Raw genomic sequence first — 21,218 nt, forward strand, 5'->3', positions numbered from 1 at the left:
AAAAGCCTTCGTCCAGCGGGCACTTGCGCAGCACCCGCATGGCACCCGTATGCGGAAACGAACTTCTCGCCAAAAATCGGCCCTTGGTCCCTGAGTGGAGCCGATTATGAGTGGCGAGTCGCCGTCAAAATCTGTGGATCGATGGCTATCTGCGAGGTCTCACGGTGGTCTCGTCGTGACCGCCCCACAGTTCTCAGGCAAGGCCCTCGAGGAAGTCCGATAGAGCGGTGTACAGGATTCCGGGCTGTTCCAGGTGCAGGTCGTGGCCGGTGCCGGGGATGCTCATGGCCAGGGTGGCGGGGCGCCGCCGGAGCATCTCGTCGGCTTCCTGCGCGGGGATGAAGCTGGATTGAGCCAGGACGACCAGGGTGGGGCACGCGACCTGCCCCCATTCGTGCAGGAAGGAACGCCGGGCGGTCTCCGCCAGCGAGCGGACCATCACGTCCCGGTCGAAGCGAGGCCACCATCCGCCTTCACGTTCCTCCAGCCCGGCCGCCCAACCCGCGCCGACCGGTCCGCCGCCGAGGAACGCGGCCGCTGCCTCGCGTGAGGGGAACGGTGTCGGCCACGAGCCGAGCCATCCGCCGATGTCCACGGGGCTGTTCGGGTTTGGACCGCCGGGGCCGGCCTCGATGAGCACGAGCGCGCGGACCAGTCCGGGATGTGCAGCGGCGGTGAGCATGGCCGTGTGCCCACCCAGCGACTGGCCGACCAGGACAGGCCGCCGCAGCGCCAGCTGATCAACAACAGCGATGACGTCGGCGACGTAAGCGGCGCGGGAGACGTCCAGCGGGTGGCGCTCGCTGGCGCCGTGCCCGCGCTGGTCGACCGCGACGACCCGATGCCCAGAGCTCAAGCGCCGTGCCAGCACGTCCCATTCACCCGCGTGACCGGCCAGGCCGTGCAGCAACACGATGGGCCGCCCCGGCCCGCCCCAGTCCCGGCAGGCAAGCCGGACGCCGCCTCGCACCACCACATGTTCAGACCCCGCCACGTCGGATCCTCCAGGGAATCGGCTGGCCTCGATCATGCCGCAACCACCTCGGGGCGTTCGATGAGTCGGCCGCATCCAAGCGGGCTCCAGCACCGACGAGCGCGACGAGGCGGGGTGCGTTCACGGCCCACCAGCGGGCCTGGGCGGACTCGGTCAGCTTGAAGACCATCGAGAGGGCAGCGGTGCCGAAGTCGGCACCTCAGGTGACGTTGGTCCGCAGCCGCACGGTGGTGAAGGTCGACTCGATCGGGTTCGTGGCCCGCAGACGGATCCAGTACTCGACGGGGCATGCGCGCCCCGGTCCTGGCGGTTGGCGACGGGGCTGGGCACTACCTGCAGTGCTGGATGGGCAGGATCCTCCAGGGGTTGGGAACTGCTGCCGTTGTACTGAGTAGGAGCGACTTCTGGTGAGCGCGAGTGAGCGTCGGTGCTGCATGGAGTTGTTCCGCTGTGCGTCGGGAGGTCTCTTCCGTCCTGGGGTGTGCTCCGGCCTTTCGTTCCCCGAGAAGGGAACGGGAGTTCTTGGGTCGAATGGGTGACCTTTGCGGAGGCTGCTCGTTGACTGCCGTAACAGGGATCTTCGGCCGGACGGAGGTGAACCGGTGAGCGGACTGCGCGAGTTGGCGGCATCGTTCGTGGTGCCCGGCCCGGCGGGGGTGGCCGTCCGGGACCGGCTGCGGGTGAGCGAGTCGGATGCGGCGGTGCTCGCCGAGGTGGGGATGTTCCTGGGGTCGCTGGCGGCCGGTGATCTCGCGGAGCGCTCCCGTCAGGAGCCGGCGCACGACGCGGCCGGGTGGGCGGTGCGCAAACGGAAGCTGTCGGGAGGTCGTCGGCACGCTGGGCGGGCAGCATCACCAAGGCCACCCACGACCAGTGGGCCCTGGCCAGGCGCGGACAGGCCGCCCATCTGGCCTGGCTGCGCGGGCAGATCGCCTCGGTCGAGGCGCGGCTTGCCCGGCCGCTGGGCGCCAGGGCGGACAAACGTGAGGGGCTGGCGCGCGGGTATGCCACGCGCCGCGAGTGGCATGCCAAGTCCCGCCGTCTGCAGGCCCTCAAGGACCGGCTGACTGTGGTGGAGGCGGACTGGGCGGCGGGCCGGGTGCATGTGGTGCGTGGTGGCAAGCGCCTCGCGAACACCCGCCACCACCTTCAGGCGGCCGGCCTGAGCGAGCAGACCTGGCGCCGGCGGTGGCGGGCGGAGCGGATGTTCCTGGCCGCCGACGGGGAAACGGGCAAGCGCTTCGGCAACGAGACGATCCGCGTCACCGACACCGGCCAGGTCTCGGTCAAGCTCCCGGCCCCGCTGGCCCACCTGGCCAACGCCCCGCACGGCCGCTACCTCCTCGACGCGACGGTGGCGTTCCGGCACCGGGGGCAGGAGTGGCGCGACCGGGTCACCGCCAACCGGGCGGTGGCCTACCGCATCCACCACGACACCGCGCGCGGCCGCTGGTATGTCACCGCGTCCTGGCTGCGCGCCGCCGCCCCGGTGCTGCCCCTGGAAGCGGCCCTGGCGCGCGGGGTGGTGGGGGTGGACATGAACGATGACCACCTCTCCGCCTGGCAGCTCGATGCGCACGGCAACCCGGTCGGCGAGCCGCAACGCTACTTCTACGACCTCACCGGCACCGCCGAGCACCGGGACGCACAGATCCGGCACGCCCTGACCCGGCTGCTGCACCACACCCGGCGCTGTGGCGCTGCCGCGATCGCCATCGAGGACCTCGACTTCTGCGACGGGAAGAGCCGGGAGCGGCACGGCCGCAACAAGCGCTTCCGCCGCTTGCTGTCCCGTTTCCCCACGGCGAAACTCAAGGCCCGCCTCGTCTCGATGGCCGCCGAGCAGGACATCGCGATCGTCGCGGTGGACCCGGCCTACACCTCCCGGTGGGGTGCCCAGCACTGGCAGAAGCCCCTGACCACCCCGCGACGCAAGACGTCCCGGCACGATGCGGCGAGCATCGCGGTCGGGCGACGCGCCCTCGGACACCCGATCAGGCGACGGACGGCACCGCCCCACCCCGACCAGAGTGATCGTGGTGGGCATCGGACCGCCCAGGCCCGACCGGACACCCGCAGGCGTGAGGAGACCCGCCCCCACCTGCCCGGACCGCGCACCGGATGCGTGCCGCCCGGTGGTGGAGCGAAAGCGGGCGACCAGGGTGCCCAACACCGTTCGGGACACCCGGTTGAGCAGCAGTCCTGGCAACAGGACTCACAGTGATGATTGCGGTGGCACCGCTCGGAGGTCTGACTCAAGGACTCACTGGCGCTTCGGCTGTCTGTCGGGAGAACCGTCGGCCTGTCGGGCGGTGCCACCGCGCGCGCGTGCCGGTCAGGCGTTCGTGACCTCATAGGAGCCCGGCCAAAGGTCCCATCACTGTCTTGTCCGTCCGCCCGACCGGCGCGTGCCCTCCCTGATGCGTCGTACGGAAGGACAGCACGTCCAGCATGGCAGCAGATGAGATAGCGGTCATTGGCGGGATCGACACCCACACCGACCTGCACCAGGCGGCCGCGATCGACACCGTGGGCCGGCACCTGGCCACCGAGCCGTTCCCGACCGGTCCCGCCGGCTATGAGCAGCTGCTCCACTGGCTGCGTTCGCACGGCGAGGTTCTGGCGGTAGGCATCGAGGGCACCGGCGCCTACGGGGCCGAGATCGCCCGTTTCCTGACCACAAAGGGTGTCACCGTCATCGAGGTCGACCGACCCGACCGCAAGGCCAGGCGGGACAATGGCAAGTCCGACCCGGTTGACGCCTACGCCGCCGCGACCGCCGTGCTGTCCGGCCGGGCCTCGGGCATTCCGAAGACCCGCAACGGGATCGTGGAGGCCATCCGCACCCTGCGGGTGGCCCGCAGTTCGGCCGTCAAGGCCCGCACCCAGACCATCAACCAGATCCGCACGCTCATCATCACCGCACCGGCCGCGGTGCGCGAGAGGCTGCGCGGCCTGGCCACCGGCGAGCTGATAGACGCCCTGGCCCGGTCCCGGCCCGTGGGCGACCTCGCGGATCCGGACTGCGCGGTCAGGATCACGCTGCGACGGCTCGCCCGCCGCTGCCAGCGGCTGGAGGAGGAAATCGCCGAAGCCGACGCGGACCTGGGCCCGCTGGTCACCCGGGCCGCACCACGGCTGATCGCTCTGCCCGGCGTCGGCCCCGAGAGCGCGGGCCAGCTGCTGACCACCGTCGGCGACAACCCGGACCGCCTGCGCTCGGAAGCATCCTTCGCCCACCTGTGCGGTGCCGCCCCGCTGCCGGCCTCCTCCGGCCGCACCAACCGGCACCGCCTCAACCGGGGCGGAGACCGCCAAGCCAACCGGGCCCTGCACACGATCGTGCTGGTCCGCATGCGCCACGACCAGCGCACCCGCGAGTACGTCGCCAGACGCACCGCCGAAGGCATGACCAAGAAGGACATCATGCGCTGCTTGAAACGGTTCGTCGCCCGCGAGGTCTACCAGCATCTACCCCGCCCTCACATCACCGCCGAACAGCTCAAACAAGCCGCTTGACGGTCTATAGGAGCTTCTCCCACTCAGTCTCTAGGAACGGTTCCCCGCGGCCACCCTCGTGTATGCCTTCGCGGGTCTGGCTCCGGCGGCGCAAAGGGAGAACGGTTGATGCCGAGTTCGGGCAACAGGTGTTGATCAAGCGGATCCGCAATGTTGCCGAGTACGGCGAACGCTCGTCGGCCTGTCGGGGTGTGGAGCGGGCTGCTGAGCAGGGACGGCTATCGTCCGGGCATGACACACGGGTTTGATCTTGCCGCGTCTCTTGCCAGAGGCGTCGAACGCCGCAGTGGTGCGTGGAGCTTCATCCAGGGCTTGGCTGCCCACTGGGGCCGTGCCCTGGAGAACGGCGACGGGTGGGCGGAGGCAGACCTGGTCGCTGCCGAAGAGAGGCTGGGTGTCCGCCTGCCGACAGCACTGCGCGAGGCGTATCTACTGTTCGGGCGCCGCGGCGATCTCACCAGCAACCATGATGTGCTGCTCGGCCCGGCCGAGCTGTATGTGGATGACGCCAAGGAGGCCCTGGTCTTCCGGCACGAGAACCAGGGAGCCGCATCCTGGGGGCTCCTCCTCGACAGCCTCCAGGACGACGACCCCGCGGTGTGCGTGCGGCCTGACCTCGCGGACAAGAGCGCCGAGCGGTGGGAGGACTGGCTGGAGCGCCTTTCCCTCTGCTTCGTCGAGATCATTCTGTCCGAGTCCTTGCGGGCAGATGAAGATCTCTGCGCCTTCCTCGACCCGGACGAAGACAGCATCGAGCTGCTGGAGGCGAACGCTGTCCGGTTGCCGTTCCCGGTGTATCCCACCGGTCAGGAACACGGATCCCGGTGGTTCCTTGGTCAGGACGTCCTTTTGCGAGACGATGACGGCGCGGCCGTCCTGGCCCGCGGACGGACGGCAGAAGACCTCGATCGCGTTCGCGCGTTGATTCCAGGCGACTGGCTGAACGACTAACCTCGTCAACGGCTCCACCGGCGTAGGCCGGGGCGGAGGGTGCACGGGTGGTGACGATATGCTCACACGGTGGGCCGGAGTCCCCGTCCGGCCGTCGTCTGGGCTGTCGGAGGATGGGGGCAGGAGTCGGTCCGGTCGAGTGCGGGATCAGGGGGAGGTCATGGGATGCGGCAGGCAGGTGTGCTCGACGTCGGGTGCCACAGTGCTCTGCTGACGGTGGTGCGGCGGCGCCCGGGTACGGTTCTGGAGCCGGTGTTCTCCCGCAAGGTGCGGCTGAGCTTGCACGAGACTCTCGACGGTAAGGGGCGGCTGGGCAAGGCCGGCATGGAGAGCGTCGAGCGGGCAGTGGCTGAGGCCGTCGCCGCCGGCCCGCGTCTGCGCGGGCCGGAAGTGTTCGCGTTCGCGACCTCGGTCATCCGGGACGCGCCCAATCGCGACGAGATCGTCGCGCGTGTAGCACGCACTACTGGCACCCGCCTGCGCCTGCTGACCGGCGAGGAGGAGGCGCGGCTGGCGTACGTGGCCGCCCGTCAGTGGGCGGGTCCGACGGCCGGGCCGCTGCTGGTGCTGGACATCGGCGGCGGCACCGTCGAGATCGCCTCCGGCACCGGGGACCAGCCTCGCGCGGTCTACTCGCTGCCGCTGGGCGCCCGCAGGATCACCCGGGACTGGCTTCCCGGCGGCACCGTGCCGTCCCAACGCCGCCTGGCCGAGATCCGGCAGCACCTCCGCCGGTCCTTGGAAGCTGTCCCCGGCCTGCCGCAGGCCGAACCGGGCGGGCGGGTGCTGGCCTGCTCCAAAACCTTCGAGCAGCTCGCTCGTCTCGCCGCCGCCCGGGCCAAGTCCCCCCGGTCCAAGTGGCAATTGGCGCTACCTCAACTGCGCAGGTCGGTCTCCCTCCTGGCCGACGCGGGACCCTCCCGTCGGGCGAAGCTGCCGGGCATCTCCCGGCACCGCGCCGAGCAGTCCCTGGCCGGAGCCCTGATCGCACAGACCCTCATGGAAGCCTGCGGGGCCAAGGAGGTCGAGATCTGCCCCTGGTCGACGCGGGAAGGACTACTGCTCGAGCGCCTCGGCGTGTCCCACGCCACAGGTGGCCGCGCCCGCCGCGCCGGCTGAATCAACGGGCCTCGTTCGCGCGCACTTCCGAGCCATCGGGTGCCGCTCGCCCAGGTGCGGTTGTGAGAGCCCTGGCTCGACGGGATCAGCGGCATTGATGCTCCTGAGGTTCCCGCCTTGCCACACGTCGCGTATCCGCTCATGCACGGTGCCCCGGGCTTCGGCATAGCTGCATGATGTCCGTTTCGTGATCACGTGAGGCCGAGTAGTGCGGGTGGGCGTTTTGGGTCGCGGGAGTTGGCGCGGAGTGCACCGGCGATGTTGTGGGTGACGGCGATGCGTAGGGCGCCGATGGCGAGGTTGCGCCAGGTGGCCATGGTGCGGGGCGCGTTGCCGGTGCGAAATTGGGAGGCGTCCTCGGCGAAGGTGGTGTCCCGCACGTGGTGCAGGGCCTCGATCTGCCAGTGCGAGCGGATCATGTTCGGGAGCTGGGCGGGAGTGGCCTGCCCGGCACTCAGGCTGGTGACCGCGTAGACGGTCTTGATGCTGACCTTGCCGCTCTCGCGGTGCAGGCGGCGCCGCTTGAGCTGAACGGCCTGGCGGGCGCCGGGGAAGAGCAGGTTGTTCACGGTGCACACCTTGATGCGGCGGATCTCGCCACGGCCGTGACCGCTCTCGCGGATGCGGCTCTGGAACGGAATCCGCTGCCAGGGAAGGGCTTTGAGCTGCTTGCGGAGCTTCTTCTGATTCCCTTTCGCTGGTCACAACGGTGTTCGGCCGGGACGGCGAGAGTGTCCAGTAGGGGTTGGAAGCAGGTGATCTCGTTCGTCTTGTCCCCGACGTCCAGCTGGGCGAGGACCAGGCGGCTGGTGTGGTCGAGTGCGGCCAGCAAGTGGGGCAATGGACTACTCGGCCTCACATGATCATGACGGGCATCCACGTGCCGGCGGGCCCGGTGCGCGATCTGACGGACGGCTGCCGGGGTCTTGCCGACCGCCGCCGCGATCTCGTCGTAGCCGACGTCGAAGACCTCGCGCAGCACGAAAACGGCCCGCTCGGTCGGCGACAACGTTTCCAGGACGAGCATCACCGCCATTGGCACACTCTCGGCGAGCTCGACGTCCTGGGCCACGTCCGGCGCGGTCAGCAGCGGGTCCCGCAGCCACGGGCCCACATACGACTCCCTGCGCCGCGACATCGTGCGCAGCCGGTCGAGTGCCTGCCGGGTCGTGATCCGGACCAGGTACGCGCGCTGGTCGCGCACCTGCTCCAGGTCGACCTCGACCCACCGCAGCCAGGTCTCCTGCAGGACGTCCTCGGAATCGGCCGCCGAGCCGAGCATCTCGTACGCGACGGTGAAGAGCAGATCGCGGTGGGCGACGAATGTCTTGGTCGCCCAGTCAATGGCGTGATCATCACGGCTCGGCACACGACCTGACTGCTGCGCGAACCCACGGCGTCATCGCCGCGTTGACCGACGCTGAGGTGATGACCTTCGCGGACAGGGCGTCTCAAGGCGCCGGCGGTTTCGTGTCTATCCCGTTCAAGCGGCACCGCTGCCGGTCGAAGCTGTCGCGCCGGCAGAAGGCCGTGGAAGGCCCACGCCCGGATCCGCTGCCGCGGCGAAGGCGCCGTCGCCACCCTCAAGACCTGGAAGATCGTGACCAAGCTACGCTGCAGCCCCTCCCGGACGACCGCAATGGTGCAGGCCGTCCTCGTTCTCCACCACGTCGAAGACCCGACCTGCCAGGGATGAGAGAACGCTCAGCCATGCCGACCGACGCTGGTGATGAGTTTTCGCGCCGGCAGCCGTCACACCTACGACGGAGCACGACGAGGCGGAAGGATGACGTGATGAGTGCGGACACGCGGCTGGAGGAGTTGGGCGTGAGCGGGTTGGGCGAGGTCGACGAGCCGGCGTTCTCGGGGCTTGCGGAGCGGCACCGGCGGGAGCTGCACGTGCACTGCTACCGGATGCTCGGGTCGTTCGAGGACGCCGAGGACACCGTGCAGGAGACGTTCCTCCGTGCCTGGCGGCGGCGGGAGACCTTCGAGGGGCGGTCGACGTTCCGGGCCTGGCTGTACCGGATCGCCACCAACGCCTGCCTGGACCTGCTCGCCAAGTGCCGCCCGGAGCCTGCGACCGGCGGCGAGGTGCTGTGGCTGCAGCCGTACCCGGACCGGCTGCTCGACGAGCTGCTCGCGGGCGACGCGGACGAGCCCGAGACCGTCGCCGTCGCGCGGGAGACGATCGAGCTGGCCTACGTGGTCGCAGTCCAGCATCTCGCGCCGCGCCCGCGGGCCGTGCTGATCCTGCGGGACGTGCTCGGCTGGCCGGCGAAGGACGTCGCGGAGTTCCTCGGGGACTCCGTCAACTCCGTGAACAGCGCGCTGCAGCGCGCCCGCGCCGGCATGCGGGAGCACCTGCCCGCCGAGCGGCAGGACTGGACCGGCGGCGAACAGGACGCCGGGATGCGCGAGCTCGTGCGCCGCTTCACCGACGCCAGCGTGGCCACGGACATCCCGGCGCTCGCCGCGATGCTGCGGGACGACGTCCGCTGCTCGATGCCGCCCACACCGGGCCTGTACGTCGGCCGCGACGCGGTGGTGAACGACTGGATCGAGGACGGCTTCGAGGGAATGAAGGGCCTGCGCGCCGTCCCCACCTCCGTGAACCGGCAGCCCGCCGTCGCCTTCTACCTCTGGCAGAAGCAGGAGGGCGCGTACCTGCCACTGACAATCGACGTCCTGCGCGTCACCGGCGGGGCGATCACCGAGATCGTCATCTTCCACGACGACCAGTTCCCGCGGCTCGGGCTGCCCGAGCGCCTGCCGGCGGACGGCACGGAGTAGTCCCGGTGTGGACGCTCGTGCTGCGCGGTGGCGCGCGTGTAGCGGTGGTCACGGCCCAGTGGTACGACGCGTTCGGCGTCGTCACCCGCGGGCGGGTGCAGCTGGAGCTGCGCGACGGCGAGCCCGGGCCGGTCCTCGGACACGACGCCGGGTTCTGGCTCCGCGGCACCGGGGTCCGCGCCCTGCGGAACCCCGGCCGTCGCACGGCGAAGGTGCGCATCGTCACCCCCATGGCCAGGACCGTCACCTGCCAGTCAGCACGCCCGGAGCGCCAGTCACTGACGGAGGAGCGACATGAACAGCACGAATGACACCGGGGGCGTCGCAGGCCCGGCATCAGGCCGGACCAGCCGCACCCACCGACTCCGCGGGCTCGCCGGCACCGGCATCATTGCCACGCTCGCAGCGATGGTGGCCACCGCCCTCGCCGCTGCGCTTGCCCAGGCCGTTGGCGTCGACTTCGAGGTCCCCGATGGTGGCGAGACGATCCCGTTGTCCGGGTTCGCCGTGGTGACCGGCTTCTTCTCGGTCGTGGGCATCGTCATTGCCGCCGCTCTTCTTCGTTGGAGCGCTCGCCCCGCCGAGCGATTCGTGTGGACGGCAGTGTCGCTGACCGCGATCTCGTTGCTCCCGCCCCTCCTCTCCGGGGCAAGCGCCGCCACCACTACCGCCCTCCTCGGGCTGCACCTCATCCCTGCGACGGTGATGATCCCCACCCTGGCGCGGAGCCTCCGTATCCGGACCGAATGACGATCCCTCAAGGGGAGGGCGGAAAGTACCTCTGGCCAGCAAGAAGGAGGATTGTCAAGGTCCTTGTTGCCGCCACCGTCGGAGGCACTTCTCAAACGCGTCCCGCGCGCGCAGAGGAGAAAGTCAGCGCCTCCGCGCGTCCCGGCAGCCCAATCTCCTGCCCCGAAGGGCAGTACCGCCTCGGTCGAACGGCCGGGCCCCCTCGGGCCCGGACCGCTTCTGTGCTGGCCGAGAGGTGCAGGAGGGGGGTCTGTGGAGGACCGCCCACTGACACGTCGTCAGAAACTAGTCGGATGTTTTTCCAACCCGACGCCGCCCCCGTCCGTCTCTTGGTGCGAGCCGTCGGCGTACGCGGGACGGCCACTGTCCGATGTCGAAGTGTCAGGAGTTCAGGTGGAGTTACACGCGAGACCCGCGACACCCGCGAGACCCGCGAGACCAAGGCGTGCGGCCGTGGCGGCAGGGGTGGCCTCCACGGCCCTTCTGCTGGCCGGTGTTCCGGGCGGGGTGGCCCAGGGCGCGAGCGGCGCCAGTACCGTCATGACCGCCGAGGCGGCCGGTATGTCCAAGGCGCCAGGTACCGCCCAGGCAGTGAAGACAGTGACCCTCGTCACCGGTGACCGGGTCATGCTGGACGGCGCCGGAAAGGTCACCGGCGTGATGCGGGCGGAGGGCCGGGAGCGGGTGCCGTTCTCCGTCCGGGTGGTCGCCGGACACACCCAGGTCGTGCCCGGTGATGCCGAACTGCTGCTGGCACAGGGTAAGTTGGACGCCCGGCTGTTCGACGTGACGCAGCTGGTCGCCGACGGGTACGACGACGCCGGCCGCGGCGACGTACCCCTGATCGTCACCTTCCGGGGCAAGAAGGCGCCCTCGATGACCCCCTTCACCGGGGCCGGGGCGAAGATCGGCCGCTCGCTTCCGGTCGTCAACGGCAAGTCGATACGTCCCGTGAAGAAGCGCGGCGCCGAGTTCTGGAACGCGGTGACCGGCACCGGCACCGCCGACAAGGGCGAGGGAACGACGGAGTTCACCGCTTCCACCGCCGTTGAGAAGCTGTGGCTCGACGGCAGGCGCAAGGCGAGCCTCGACAAGAGCGTGCCGCAGATCGGCGCGCCCACGGCCTGGGCCGCCGGTTACGACGGCACCGGTATCAAGATCGCCGTGCTGGACACCGGCATCGACACGACCCACCCCGACCTCGCGAGCCAAGTGATCGCCGAGCAGGACTTCTCCGGGTCCACCGGTACCGGCGACTCATTCGGCCACGGTACCCACGTGGCGTCCACCGCGGCCGGTACGGGCGCCAAGGACGGAGGCAAGTACAAGGGTGTCGCCCCGGGTGCCAAGCTCCTGAACGGCAAAGTCCTGGCCGACGACGGCTTCGGCTCGGACTCCGGGATCATCGCGGGCATGGAGTGGGCGGTGGCCCAGGGCGCCGACGTCGTCAACCTCAGCCTCGGCGGCACGGACCTGCCCGGCATCGACCCGATGGAGGAGGCGGTCAACCGGCTCTCGGCCGAGAGCGACTCCCTCTTCGTCATCGCGGCGGGCAACGACGGCGAGTACGGCGAAAAGACCGTCGGTTCACCCGGCAGCGCCGACGCCGCGCTCACCGTCGGCGCGGTCGACAAGGCCGACGAGCTCGCCGACTTCTCCAGCCGTGGCCCGCGCGTCGGGGACGGCGGGGTCAAGCCCGACCTGACCGCGCCCGGCGTCGCCATCACGGCCGCCGCGGCCGCCGGCAGCGCCCTGGAGGAGTGGTACCCCTCCGACATACCCGGCTACCTCACCATCGAGGGCACCTCCATGGCGACCCCGCACGTCGCGGGCGCCGCCGCGATCCTCGCCCAGCAGCATCCCGACTGGACCGGCGAGCGCATCAAGGCGGTCCTCACGGGCTCCGCGAAGCCGGGCTCGTACAGCTCCTTCCAGCAGGGCACCGGCCGTACCGACCTGGGCCGGGCGCTGGAGCAGCGCGTCGTCACCGAGCAACAGCCGCTCGACTTCGGTGTCCAGCAGTGGCCGCACGGCGACGACGCTCCGGCGACCAAGCAAGTGACGTACCGCAACCTCGATACGGAGCCGGTCACCCTCGACCTGTCCGTCGACGCCTTCTCCGTGGACGGCAAGCCCGCCGCCGAGGGCATGTTCGCCGTGTCGCCGCAGCAGGTCACCGTCCCGGCGGGCGGCGAGGCGAGCGCCTCCGTCACCGTCGACACCCGCGCCGGCACCGCCGACGGCTCCTTCGGCGGCTCGGTGGCCGCCGTCTCGGCCGACGGCAAGGTCCAGGCGCGTACCGCTGTCGGCGTGGAGCGCGAGGTGGAGTCGTACAGTCTGACGCTCAAGCACCTCGACGAGAACGGCGAGCCGACCGGCGACGCCGCCACCTCCGTCTCGGCCTACGACGGCGACTTCTACGAGACCTACGCCGACGAGCAGGACGGCGCGCTCACGGTGCGGCTGCCGAAGGGCGACTACACCCTCACCGGGGTGATCCACCCGTCCTTCGACTCCGCCACGCACGCCATGCTGGTGCAGCCGAAGCTGACGCTGGACGGGGACACCACCGTCACGGTCGACGCACGGCAGACGCGGCCGGTCGAGGTCACCGTGCCCGACGCGGCGGCGGAGAACACCGAAGCCATGGTCCTCTACACCTACGACCGGGGCGAGGGCCTGCGCGCGGGCATCATGCAGTTCATCCTGCCGACCTTCCAGGGCGCGGGCTTCGGACAGCTCGGACCCGAGCCGTCCGCCGACCAGGCGTCCGCCGTGTTCGCCGGCGACTGGACCCGCGAGGACGACGAGGGCCGGCCGGTCACCTACCACCTGGCCTGGAACCGCCCCGGCAAGCTGGAGGGCTTCGCCGCCGACATCGAGCGGAAGCAGCTCGCCGAGGTCGACCTCCAGGTCGGCGTACCCGTCGAGGGCAGGCGCGTCCAGGTCGAGGTGTCGCCCCACGCACCCGACGGAAGCCTGGTCTTCGGCTCCCACGACCTGCGCGGCGACCTGCCGCTGAGCACCACGGACTACATCCTCGCCAACGACGTCAAATGGTCCTTCCGTACCTGGCAGACCAGCGGCGACGGCCGCGAAACGGTCTGGGAGAACTTCCTGATGCGGATGCCGAGGACCTGGCAGGCCGGTCGGAACTACACCGAGCGGTTCAACGTCGGCGTCTTCGGCCCGGTCCTGAACGGCACCGGACACCCCGGACCGGAGGAGGGATTCCCCGGCATCGTGCGGTACGGGAACGTCATCAGGGCCTATCTGCCGCAGTTCGGTGACGGCTCCGGCCACTGGGGCATCAGCGGCTACACCTCGGTGAGCAGCAAGCTGGAGGCGGACGGCAAGGAAATCCCCGACGAGTACGGCGTCCCGGTGACCGAGCTCACCGAGTTCACCGTTCCCGCCCAGGACAGCGCGTACAAGCTGACCGTGGACTCCTCACGTGATCCCGCGGTGTATCCGGTCAGCACCCGTGTCCGGACGGAGTGGACCTTCCGCTCCGCCACGACCCCGGAGGACGACATCACCGCGCTCCCGCTGTCGGTGATCCGCTTCTCGCCCGACCTGAGCCTGTCCAGCACGGCGAAGGCCGGCAAGCGGTTCACGGTGCCCTTCACCGTCGCGGGCGCGGCGGCCGGCCAGCGGCCCGCCAAGCTCGCCTTCGACGTGTCGTACGACGAGGGTGCCACCTGGCAGCCCGCCAAGACGGTCGGCGGTACGCACCTGTCGCTGACCCACCCGGCGAAGGCGGGCTCCGTCTCGCTGCGGGCCAAGCTGACCGACCGGGCCGGCAACACGATGGTCCAGACGATCGAACGGGCCTACCTCACCGTCGCCCAGTAACTCCGTACCGCTCCTGAGGACTGAGCGGGAGTGATCCCGTTCAGCCCCGGCGTACTCCAGACCCTGTTGGCGCATCCGGCTGCGGGATCTTGGGTCGGCCCCCCGAGACTTGTGTCTCGGGGGCCGACGTCGTGTTGGAGGTCGGCGACAGTGCGGGTAGCGCGGGCAGCCTTCCGGCGCCGGAGCCCGGCGATCAGGCTCCGGAACCAGTCCCCGTACGGGCAACATGTTCGGCGGCACCATTCGACCGCGCCGACGGGCGCTACCGCGTGGTGAAGGCGCCTCCGTTGACGTGGACAGTCTGGCCGGTGATGTGCCGGGCCCCTGGCGACGCGAGGAAGTATGCCGTCTGTGCGATGTCATCCACCGTGCCCGGTCGTTTGTTGTGCGTCTCCTCCACCAGCTCGCGATGACGTTCGTCGCTCAGCTGACCGTTGAAGAAGTTGGTGCCGGCGATGTAGCCCGCCGAGATGACGTTGCACGTGACATTCCGTGGGGCGAGTTCGGCGGACAGCGAGGCGTTCCAGGCGCCCAGAGCGGCTTTGGCCGCGCCGTAGGATCCTCCTCCGCGCTCGGCACCGATCGAACCGATGCTGACGACGGAACTTCCGCCGGTGAGCCTGTCCTTGACCGAGGCCGTGGTCAGCACCGCGGTGAGCAGGTTCTGCGCCAGGTTGGCATGCCACAGGGCGAGCACCTCGTCCAGGGTCATTCCGTCGCCGGTCGGCCGAGACAGGCCACCGGCGGCGTTCACCAGGACATCCACCTCGTCGAGCCGGGCGGCAAGCTCCGCGACCTGCCCGGTGACGGTCGCGTCGCAGACGACGCCATGCACCCCCAACTCCTTGGCGGCCACATCGACGGTGTCGGGGTTGCGTCCGGTGATGAAGACCTCTGCCTGGTCGGCGGCGAACCGTGCGGCGATGGCTCGGCCGATGCCGCTGGTGCCTCCGGTGACGAGAACAATGCGAGTCAAGATTCCTCCTGCCGGTGCTACGTTTAGATCTAAACGTAGTCGACGCGGACAGAGGATCGCACCATGGCCGACGCCCTCCCCTCCTCGCCGCGAGGACCCGGACCCGCCCATTCCCCAGCCGAGATCGCCGCATCCTGGAGACGGGAGAGACCCGGCACCCCCACCGAGTCGATCGAGATCGTCACGCCTATCTGGTGGCTGGCCAAGCTCTTCGCCGACGACCGCAACCGGGCCCTGCGGGATGCCGGGATCGACGCGGCCACCCTCGACCTGCTGTCCGTCATCCGCCGCTCAGGTCCGCCCTACACCCTCAGCACCCGCGAGCTCGCCCGGCGGACACTGGTGACCGCCGGAGCGATCTCTCAGCGCGTCGCCCGGGCCGAACAGGACGACCTCGTCGAGCGCACCCCAGGGCCCAGCGGCAGCCGAACCGTCCTGGTGCGGCTCACGGCCGAAGGACACGCACTCATCGAACGATCCGTCGACACCGTGCTCGGCCGAGAGGCCACCCTCGTCAGTTGCCTGTCAGCCAACGAACGCGCCTCGCTCATCGAGTTGCTGGACAAATTGATGGCCGACGTCCGACAACGCACGGTCCACGAAGCAAGATGAACCCTTCGGCTCCGCCCATGAGGACACGTACCAAAGAGCAGGCTCAGAGCAGCCGCCGTAGAAGAGGTCGGCAGCGGCCCACAAGGGGCTCCGTGCAGGAGGCAGCCGTCAGGTCCCACAACACCCGCCCAGCGGCGGCGGTCTCCTTCACCGGGCGGGCTACCGCGATGAACTGCCGGTCGACAACTTCGGTCGCATCAATGCCCCGGTGAGCCGCTGGTCAGGGAAAGGCAGGGGAGCGGTCAAGAATCAGCCAACCGGTCGGGCAGGCCGCACGCCTCCATCGCGCCACCCCGTCATACAACTCCCCTGGCAGGCAAGTGAGTGAACGGACCTCGTAGGTCCTGTGCATGCCATGTCTAATGACCAGGAGTCCGGCGAAGAGGCACAAAAAACTGCTCCCGCCGTGAACGCACAACCATCAGCAGGGAATGCACTTCGTGGCACAGTTGCCAGGCCGCTCCCGTCTGCCGTCTGCCGTCTGCCGTAGATCAACGTGAGGGGGGCTCATGCGTCTCAGAACCATGGGTGCTGCCGTTTCAGCTGTGGCGGCGGCCGTCAGTTCGGCCGTTCTTTACGCGGCCGGTCCGGCTGCCGCAGCGACCACCACGCAGGACGTCAGCTCCGGGCCGGTCGCCCCGTCGCGCACGTTGCCGATGAAATGGGCGTCAATGATCGGCAAGACGTCCCCCAGGACGACCGGATACAGTGCGCGGGTCGGCAGTCTGGTTACTTGAGGAGGGGAAGCGTGACCGCCACCAGCGAAACCCGATCCGCGGACGGTGCGGCGCATGCGCCCCAACAGGGCCGACTACGCCGCCTGATGCGCTACATCCCTTTGATCGCTCCCGTCCTGCTGTGGACCGTGCCCTGTTGGGTGCTGCTGCACGCCGGCCAGCACTGGCCGCTCCCCGTGGCGACAGGCGGCACAGCCCTGTTCGTCCTCGGTCTGATCGCTATGCCACTCGCGATGGTGCGCGGCCACGGCCGGCGGCAGCAGGACTGGGCGGCGATCGTCGGAGACACCCTCCTTGGGACCAGCTGGGTGCTGTTCACCTGGTCCGTCCTGCTCGGTGTCCTGCTGCGCCTCGCCCTGACGGTGGCCGGCGTAGGCGGCGGTCAGGACCGGGCCCGGATCGTCACTTGGGCGGTCCTCGGCGTAGCCGGCGTGCTGCTCGCCTGGGGGTACGCCGAGGCCCGCCGGGTACCACGGGTGCGCCAGCTCGACGTACAACTCCCGCGCCTGGGAGCCGGATTGGACGGCACCCGCGTCGTCCTCATCACCGACACCCACTACGGCCCGCTCGACCGCGCCCGCTGGTCGGCGCAAGTCTGCGCGAAGGTCAACACCCTGGAGGCCGACCTGGTCTGCCACACCGGCGACATCGCGGACGGCACGGCCGAACGCCGCCGCGCCCAGGCCGCTCCGCTCAGCACCGTGCGCGCCACCCGGGCCCGGGTCTACGTCACCGGAAACCACGAGTACTACAGCGAGGCCCAGGGCTGGGTCGACCTTATGGACGAGCTGGGTTGGGAGCCGCTGCGCAACCGTCATCTGCTGCTCGAACGCGGCGGCGACACCCTTGTAATCGCCGGCGTGGATGACGTCACCGCCGAGTCCTCCGGCCTGGCCGGCCACCGCGCCCACCTCGCCGGAGCCCTGAACGGCGCCGACCCCGACCTGCCCGTCCTGCTCCTGGCCCACCAGCCCAAGTTCGTCGACCGGGCGGCAGCAGGCGGCATCGACCTCCAACTCTCCGGCCACACCCACGGCGGCCAGATCTGGCCCTTCCACCACCTCGTCCGCCTCGACCAGCCCGCCGTCGCCGGCCTCAGCCGCCACGGCACCCGCACCCTCCTCTACACCAGCCGCGGCACCGGTTTCTGGGGCCCGCCGTTCCGCGTCTTCGCCCCCAGCGAGATCACCCTGCTCGTACTCCGCTCCCCGCAGCGGCCTCCCACGCCGTAACACGGAGCGGGCCGACCATCTCTCATGGACCGGTTCACCTGTCTCGTCCTCCCATGCGCGGACGCCGGCGGTCGGCCATCTCATCCCAGAACGCGGTATCCAATGCTGGGCAGTTCGGCGTCGTTCGGCCACCGCGGCGGGATCCCCGTACACCTAGACCGCCATGCAGCGTCAGATACGCGAGTCGACAACCATGCACACCCTGGCCGACCAGCTGCCCCAGCAGAAGGTCAGGTAGGTCGACCGGGCCTCTATGGTGCTCACTGAGGCCGATTTCCCGCGAGTGCTCAACCCGTTCCAGTGCGAGCCGGCCACCGGGGTCGCCGAGCCGTCCGGCGACGCCGTGATCGCCACGGCGACATGTGTCGCGCAGCAGAGCAGGGTGGAGGTCACCTGACGGGTCGGCGACACCGGGCGGGGCTCCGAGGGCAACGGTTCGTCTACGGCGACGGCCTGGTGATGGCCAACGCCCATGTCGTCGCCAGCGCGGACCGTCCGTGGATCCGCTCGGCGGACGGGACAGTGGCTGCCCGCGACCGTTCGTCCTGTACGACCCGGGCACCGGCGCCGCGGTGCCACGCGTCCCCGGGCTGAATGCCACGGCCTTCTCCCTCGCCGAGGACGACGCGACGCAGCTCCGCCGTGGCCGCCGGATACCCGCAACGGCGGCCTCGACCTGCGGGCCGCGAGGGTGGCGACCCGACGGACACCGCCGGCTTCGATGTCTACGAGTTCTCGGTCACCTCGCCGACGTCTACCAGATCCGCTCTCCCGTCCGCCCCGGCGACTGGCCTACCTCTGATGACCACGGACGGGCAGGTGTACGGGATGGTCTGCGCCCGCTCGGCCACCCACCCGGACATCGCGGGCGGGCGCCGTCCCGGCTTCGGCGCGGGGTGGTCGCGGCGGGGGCGGCGGTTCAGCTGGCGTCTGGCGGTTCCTTCGCGGTAGCCGGATCCGAAGGTGGCGGAGGGCTCTGGGAGACCACCCGTCCCGACAGCGGGACGCTGGCTGTCGCGAACGACTCGACAGAGGTGTTCTTCTTCGACGCGGCCACCGGCAAGGAGAACGGCAGACCGCTCACCGGGCACATCGGCTCCGTCGCCGGCCTCGCCTACAGCACGGACGGCAAGAGCGTGCTCACCGCACGACTACGCGGGCTTTCGTGTCTGGAGCGCGTGCACCCACGAAGGCCGGGCCATCCTGGAGGCCCTCTGTGGAGGCGATCAGCCAACTCGCTTTCAGTCCCGACGGCCGCACCCGGGCCACCGTCGGCTTCCAGCACCGCACGATCCACGTGTGGCGCTTGGATTGACTTGCACCTCGGGCTGAAGCCCGAGGATTCTGGCCTTCTCGACTTGTTGCTGTGCCGCTAGGCGGCACGGGCTTGGGTCGGGAATCCGTGGCTTCCTGTTTCTTCGCGCTGTGCCGGGATTGCTCCCGGTCTTACCGGCGCTCCGCAGGCCGATGCCGCCAGTCCGGCGGCCGTCTTCACATTTTTTGCGGCATTGTGGTCCCAGTCGTGGACCGTGCCGCAGGCGGCACAGGTCCATTCCCGCGCGTTCAGGGGTTTGGGCCCGTCCTTGACGCCGCAGGTGGAGCAGGTCTGGGAGGTCGGCTCGAACCGGCCGATCTTCACCAGAGTCCGCCCGTATCTTGCCGCCTTGTACTGGAGCATGTTCACGAACGAGGACCATCCGGCGTCGTGCACGGACTTGGCCAGCCTGGTGCGGGCCAGTCCCGCCACCGACAGGTCCTCCACGGCGATCCCTTGGTTCTCGGAGATCAGCCTGGTGGAGAGCTGGTGGTGGAACTCGCGGCGGGCGTCGGTGACCTGGGCGTGGGCACGAGCGACCTTGAGCCGGGCCTTTTCGCGGTTCTTGGATCCCTTCTGTGTGCGGGACAGCTCCCGCTGGGCCTTCTTCAGCTTCTTCTCCGCGCGCCGCAGGAACCGCGGGGAGTCGATCTTCGTGCCGTCGGACAGTACCGCGAAGTGGGTCAGGCCGAGATCGATGCCGATGGTGCGGTCGGTTTCGGGCATCCGTGCCGCGTCGGCGGCGGGGTCGGTGTCGATGACGAAGGACGCGAAGTACCGCCCGGCCGCGTCCTTGATGACGGTGACCGAGGTGGGGATGGTGGGCAGGGTGCGGGACCACGTCACCTTCACCGCGCCGATCTTCGGCAGGTTCAGCCGGCCACTGTTGGTGATGTTCCAGCGGGCGTTGGCGGTGAACCGGATCGACTGCCGGGCATCCTTGCGGGACTTGAAGCGGGGCGAACCGGTCTTCGGCCCCTTGTGGGTGCCCTTGAGGGAGGCGAAGAAGTTGCGGTACGCGGTCTCGGCGTCCCGCAGGGACTGCTGGAGGACGACGGCGGAGACCTCGCCCAGCCAGGACCGTTCCGCTGTCCGCTTGGCCTGGGTGATCAGGCGCGTGGACAGCTCCCCGGCCTTGGGGAACGGCTGCTCGGCCTTGCGGGCGTCTTCACGGGCACGCACCGCGTCGTTGAACACGACGCGGGCGCACCCGAACGCCCTCGACAGCGCGATGCGCTGGCCGGTGTCCGGGTACAACCTGAAGGCGTACCTGAGCTGCATGACGATCACACTGGACATGTCGCAGGCACACCGTCACGACGGAACATTCGTGCGAACCCTCACCGCTCCCGCAGCCCAGTCCGGCTCCGCCGGAAGGACACCGCGACGCTCCGCGTCGCAACCATCAGATTCGCTTCACCCCCGGCGTGAACGCCGGGGCAATGCGAATGAATCCCGGTAGCGGAGACCGTGCTGTAGCCGTTTCCAGTTGAGCATGTCCGCGATCATTGAGCCTCCTCCTGTTCGCCTTGGCGGACTTCCCCGATGGGCAGCATGGTGACGGTCGCGGGGAGGCCGAATCCCGGTGCGGTCTGTACGGGGTCGATGGTGATCGGCTCCGGCGACTGTCCGTCGGCGGAGCACAGGCGGCGGCCGGCCGTCGCTCGGTGAGGGTGAAGGGCGCACGACCATCCGGGCGTCGACCGCGTGGCGTGCCGTTGGCTGTGGTGCGTGTGGTGTGCCCTGAGATCTCGTGACGGCTCACCTGTGAAGGAGACATACGGCATGTTCGGACAGTCGCAGGCGTTCAGCGGCTTCGCGGTCGACGACCTTGGCGAGGCCCGCCGGTTCTACGGTGAGACTCTCGGTCTCCAGGTGGAGGAGACCGGGCAGGGGGACATGGCGATGCTGACCCTCACACTCGGCAGCGGCGCGCGTGTCTTCGTTTACCCGAAGGAGACCCACACCCCCGCAACGTTCACGATTCTCAACTTCCCTGTGGACGACATCGAGGCCGCCGTCGATGAACTGGAGCGGCGCGGCGTGAGCCTTGAGCGCTATCCCGGATTCGACCATGACGGGAAGGGCGTGGTCCGCGTCGGTGACGGCGGCCCTGCGGCGATCGCCTGGTTCACCGACCCCGCCGGGAACGTTCTCTCCGTACTCCAGGAGCATTGACGATCGGGGCCCGGTCCCGCATTGCTCGGATGTCGCTCTCCGGCTGCGGGAACAGGTCGGGTACCCCACGGTGCCGCAGAGCCGCTCTGGTTCGAGTGCCGCTCTGGGCGGCGGGCACGCGTGCTGGGGGTGGAGCGCGCGTGCCCACCGTGGAAGCGCTGCGGGACCTCTGAGCGATCGGCGTCAC

17 protein-coding genes and 3 pseudogenes are annotated in these 21,218 nt (G+C 69.7%); 14 read left to right on the forward strand and 6 right to left on the reverse strand.

Annotated elements, in window-relative coordinates; all coding sequences use genetic code 11:
- Positions 1-193: 193 nt before the first annotated feature.
- Together QFZ76_RS02745 and QFZ76_RS02750 are read right to left on the reverse strand one after the other, a co-directional pair.
- Entirely contained in the window at positions 194-994 is an 801-nt protein-coding gene (locus QFZ76_RS02745; RefSeq protein ID WP_307672164.1) for an alpha/beta fold hydrolase, read from the reverse strand.
- Between the two features lie 32 nt (positions 995-1,026).
- Positions 1,027-1,280: pseudogene (locus tag QFZ76_RS02750) on the reverse strand (IS256 family transposase); the annotation flags it as partial.
- Between the two features lie 433 nt (positions 1,281-1,713).
- Between QFZ76_RS02750 and QFZ76_RS02755 the strand changes: the two are divergent.
- The 4 genes and pseudogenes from QFZ76_RS02755 (at position 1,714) to QFZ76_RS02770 (ending at position 6,583) form a co-directional block, all read left to right on the forward strand.
- Positions 1,714-3,218: pseudogene (locus QFZ76_RS02755) on the forward strand (IS200/IS605 family accessory protein TnpB-related protein).
- A 227-nt stretch (positions 3,219-3,445) separates the two neighbouring features.
- Positions 3,446-4,513: an IS110 family transposase gene (locus QFZ76_RS02760; RefSeq protein ID WP_307672140.1), complete on the forward strand. Its 1,068-nt coding sequence runs from the start codon at positions 3,446-3,448 to the stop codon at positions 4,511-4,513.
- A gap of 231 nt (positions 4,514-4,744) precedes the next feature.
- Positions 4,745-5,464 (forward strand): SMI1/KNR4 family protein, encoded by a 720-nt coding sequence (locus QFZ76_RS02765; protein ID WP_307672165.1) that lies wholly within the window; start codon positions 4,745-4,747, stop codon positions 5,462-5,464.
- 165 nt (positions 5,465-5,629) lie between these two features.
- Positions 5,630-6,583: a Ppx/GppA phosphatase family protein gene (locus QFZ76_RS02770; protein WP_307672166.1), complete on the forward strand. Its 954-nt coding sequence runs from the start codon at positions 5,630-5,632 to the stop codon at positions 6,581-6,583.
- Positions 6,584-6,774: 191 nt separating this feature from the next.
- Here the strand turns inward: QFZ76_RS02770 and QFZ76_RS02775 are convergent, their stop codons facing one another.
- Positions 6,775-7,224, reverse strand: a complete 450-nt coding sequence (locus tag QFZ76_RS02775; RefSeq protein ID WP_307679913.1) for a transposase — start codon at positions 7,222-7,224, stop codon at positions 6,775-6,777.
- On the reverse strand, positions 7,149-7,952 hold the full coding sequence (locus QFZ76_RS02780) for a sigma-70 family RNA polymerase sigma factor (RefSeq protein ID WP_307672167.1): 804 nt from the start codon (positions 7,950-7,952) through the stop codon (positions 7,149-7,151). Before QFZ76_RS02780 ends, QFZ76_RS02775 begins: the two co-directional genes overlap by 76 nt.
- Between QFZ76_RS02780 and QFZ76_RS02785 the strand changes: the two are divergent.
- From QFZ76_RS02785 to QFZ76_RS02805, 5 genes and pseudogenes are all read left to right on the forward strand, one after another.
- Positions 7,886-8,279 (forward strand): annotated as a pseudogene (locus QFZ76_RS02785) (transposase family protein); the annotation flags it as partial. The gene QFZ76_RS02780 and the pseudogene QFZ76_RS02785 overlap by 67 nt on opposite strands.
- A 98-nt stretch (positions 8,280-8,377) precedes the next feature.
- A complete protein-coding gene (locus QFZ76_RS02790) occupies positions 8,378-9,376 on the forward strand; it encodes an RNA polymerase subunit sigma-70 (RefSeq protein ID WP_307672168.1) in 999 nt (332 codons plus the stop codon).
- Between the two features lie 5 nt (positions 9,377-9,381).
- Positions 9,382-9,687, forward strand: coding sequence for a hypothetical protein (locus QFZ76_RS02795; RefSeq protein ID WP_307672169.1), 306 nt, complete (start codon positions 9,382-9,384; stop codon positions 9,685-9,687).
- Positions 9,671-10,126, forward strand: coding sequence for a DUF6069 family protein (locus QFZ76_RS02800; RefSeq protein ID WP_307672170.1), 456 nt, complete (start codon positions 9,671-9,673; stop codon positions 10,124-10,126). Before QFZ76_RS02795 ends, QFZ76_RS02800 begins: the two co-directional genes overlap by 17 nt.
- 453 nt (positions 10,127-10,579) lie before the next feature.
- Positions 10,580-13,981, forward strand: a complete 3,402-nt coding sequence (locus QFZ76_RS02805; protein WP_307672171.1) for a S8 family serine peptidase — start codon at positions 10,580-10,582, stop codon at positions 13,979-13,981.
- 262 nt (positions 13,982-14,243) lie between these two features.
- Here QFZ76_RS02805 and QFZ76_RS02810 read toward each other — a convergent pair whose 3' ends face one another.
- Positions 14,244-14,957 (reverse strand): SDR family NAD(P)-dependent oxidoreductase, encoded by a 714-nt coding sequence (locus QFZ76_RS02810; RefSeq protein WP_307672172.1) that lies wholly within the window; start codon positions 14,955-14,957, stop codon positions 14,244-14,246.
- Between the two features lie 63 nt (positions 14,958-15,020).
- Here QFZ76_RS02810 and QFZ76_RS02815 point away from each other — a divergent pair, with 63 nt between their 5' ends.
- The 4 genes from QFZ76_RS02815 (at position 15,021) to QFZ76_RS02830 (ending at position 18,489) form a co-directional block, all read left to right on the forward strand.
- The gene (locus QFZ76_RS02815) at positions 15,021-15,569 is read left to right on the forward strand and encodes a MarR family winged helix-turn-helix transcriptional regulator (protein WP_307672173.1); all 549 of its coding nucleotides are present in this window, start codon (positions 15,021-15,023) and stop codon (positions 15,567-15,569) included.
- 748 nt (positions 15,570-16,317) lie between these two features.
- Positions 16,318-17,538 carry a metallophosphoesterase gene (locus tag QFZ76_RS02820; RefSeq protein ID WP_307672174.1) on the forward strand — a complete coding sequence of 407 codons (1,221 nt, stop codon included), beginning with the start codon at positions 16,318-16,320 and terminating at the stop codon, positions 17,536-17,538.
- Between the two features lie 253 nt (positions 17,539-17,791).
- Positions 17,792-17,935 carry a hypothetical protein gene (locus QFZ76_RS02825; RefSeq protein ID WP_307672175.1) on the forward strand — a complete coding sequence of 48 codons (144 nt, stop codon included), beginning with the start codon at positions 17,792-17,794 and terminating at the stop codon, positions 17,933-17,935.
- 404 nt (positions 17,936-18,339) lie between these two features.
- Entirely contained in the window at positions 18,340-18,489 is a 150-nt protein-coding gene (locus QFZ76_RS02830) for a hypothetical protein (protein ID WP_307672176.1), read from the forward strand.
- 421 nt (positions 18,490-18,910) lie between these two features.
- On the opposite strand, the gene QFZ76_RS02835 is transcribed toward QFZ76_RS02830, so the two are convergent.
- The gene (locus QFZ76_RS02835) at positions 18,911-20,134 is read right to left on the reverse strand and encodes a transposase (RefSeq protein ID WP_307679914.1); all 1,224 of its coding nucleotides are present in this window, start codon (positions 20,132-20,134) and stop codon (positions 18,911-18,913) included.
- A gap of 504 nt (positions 20,135-20,638) precedes the next feature.
- Here QFZ76_RS02835 and QFZ76_RS02840 point away from each other — a divergent pair.
- On the forward strand, positions 20,639-21,031 hold the full coding sequence (locus QFZ76_RS02840) for a VOC family protein (protein ID WP_307672177.1): 393 nt from the start codon (positions 20,639-20,641) through the stop codon (positions 21,029-21,031).
- Positions 21,032-21,218: the final 187 nt, after the last annotated feature.

Origin of the sequence: Streptomyces sp. V4I2 (assembly GCF_030817655.1) — a bacterium.
In the GTDB taxonomy this organism is placed as follows: domain Bacteria; phylum Actinomycetota; class Actinomycetes; order Streptomycetales; family Streptomycetaceae; genus Streptomyces; species Streptomyces plumbiresistens.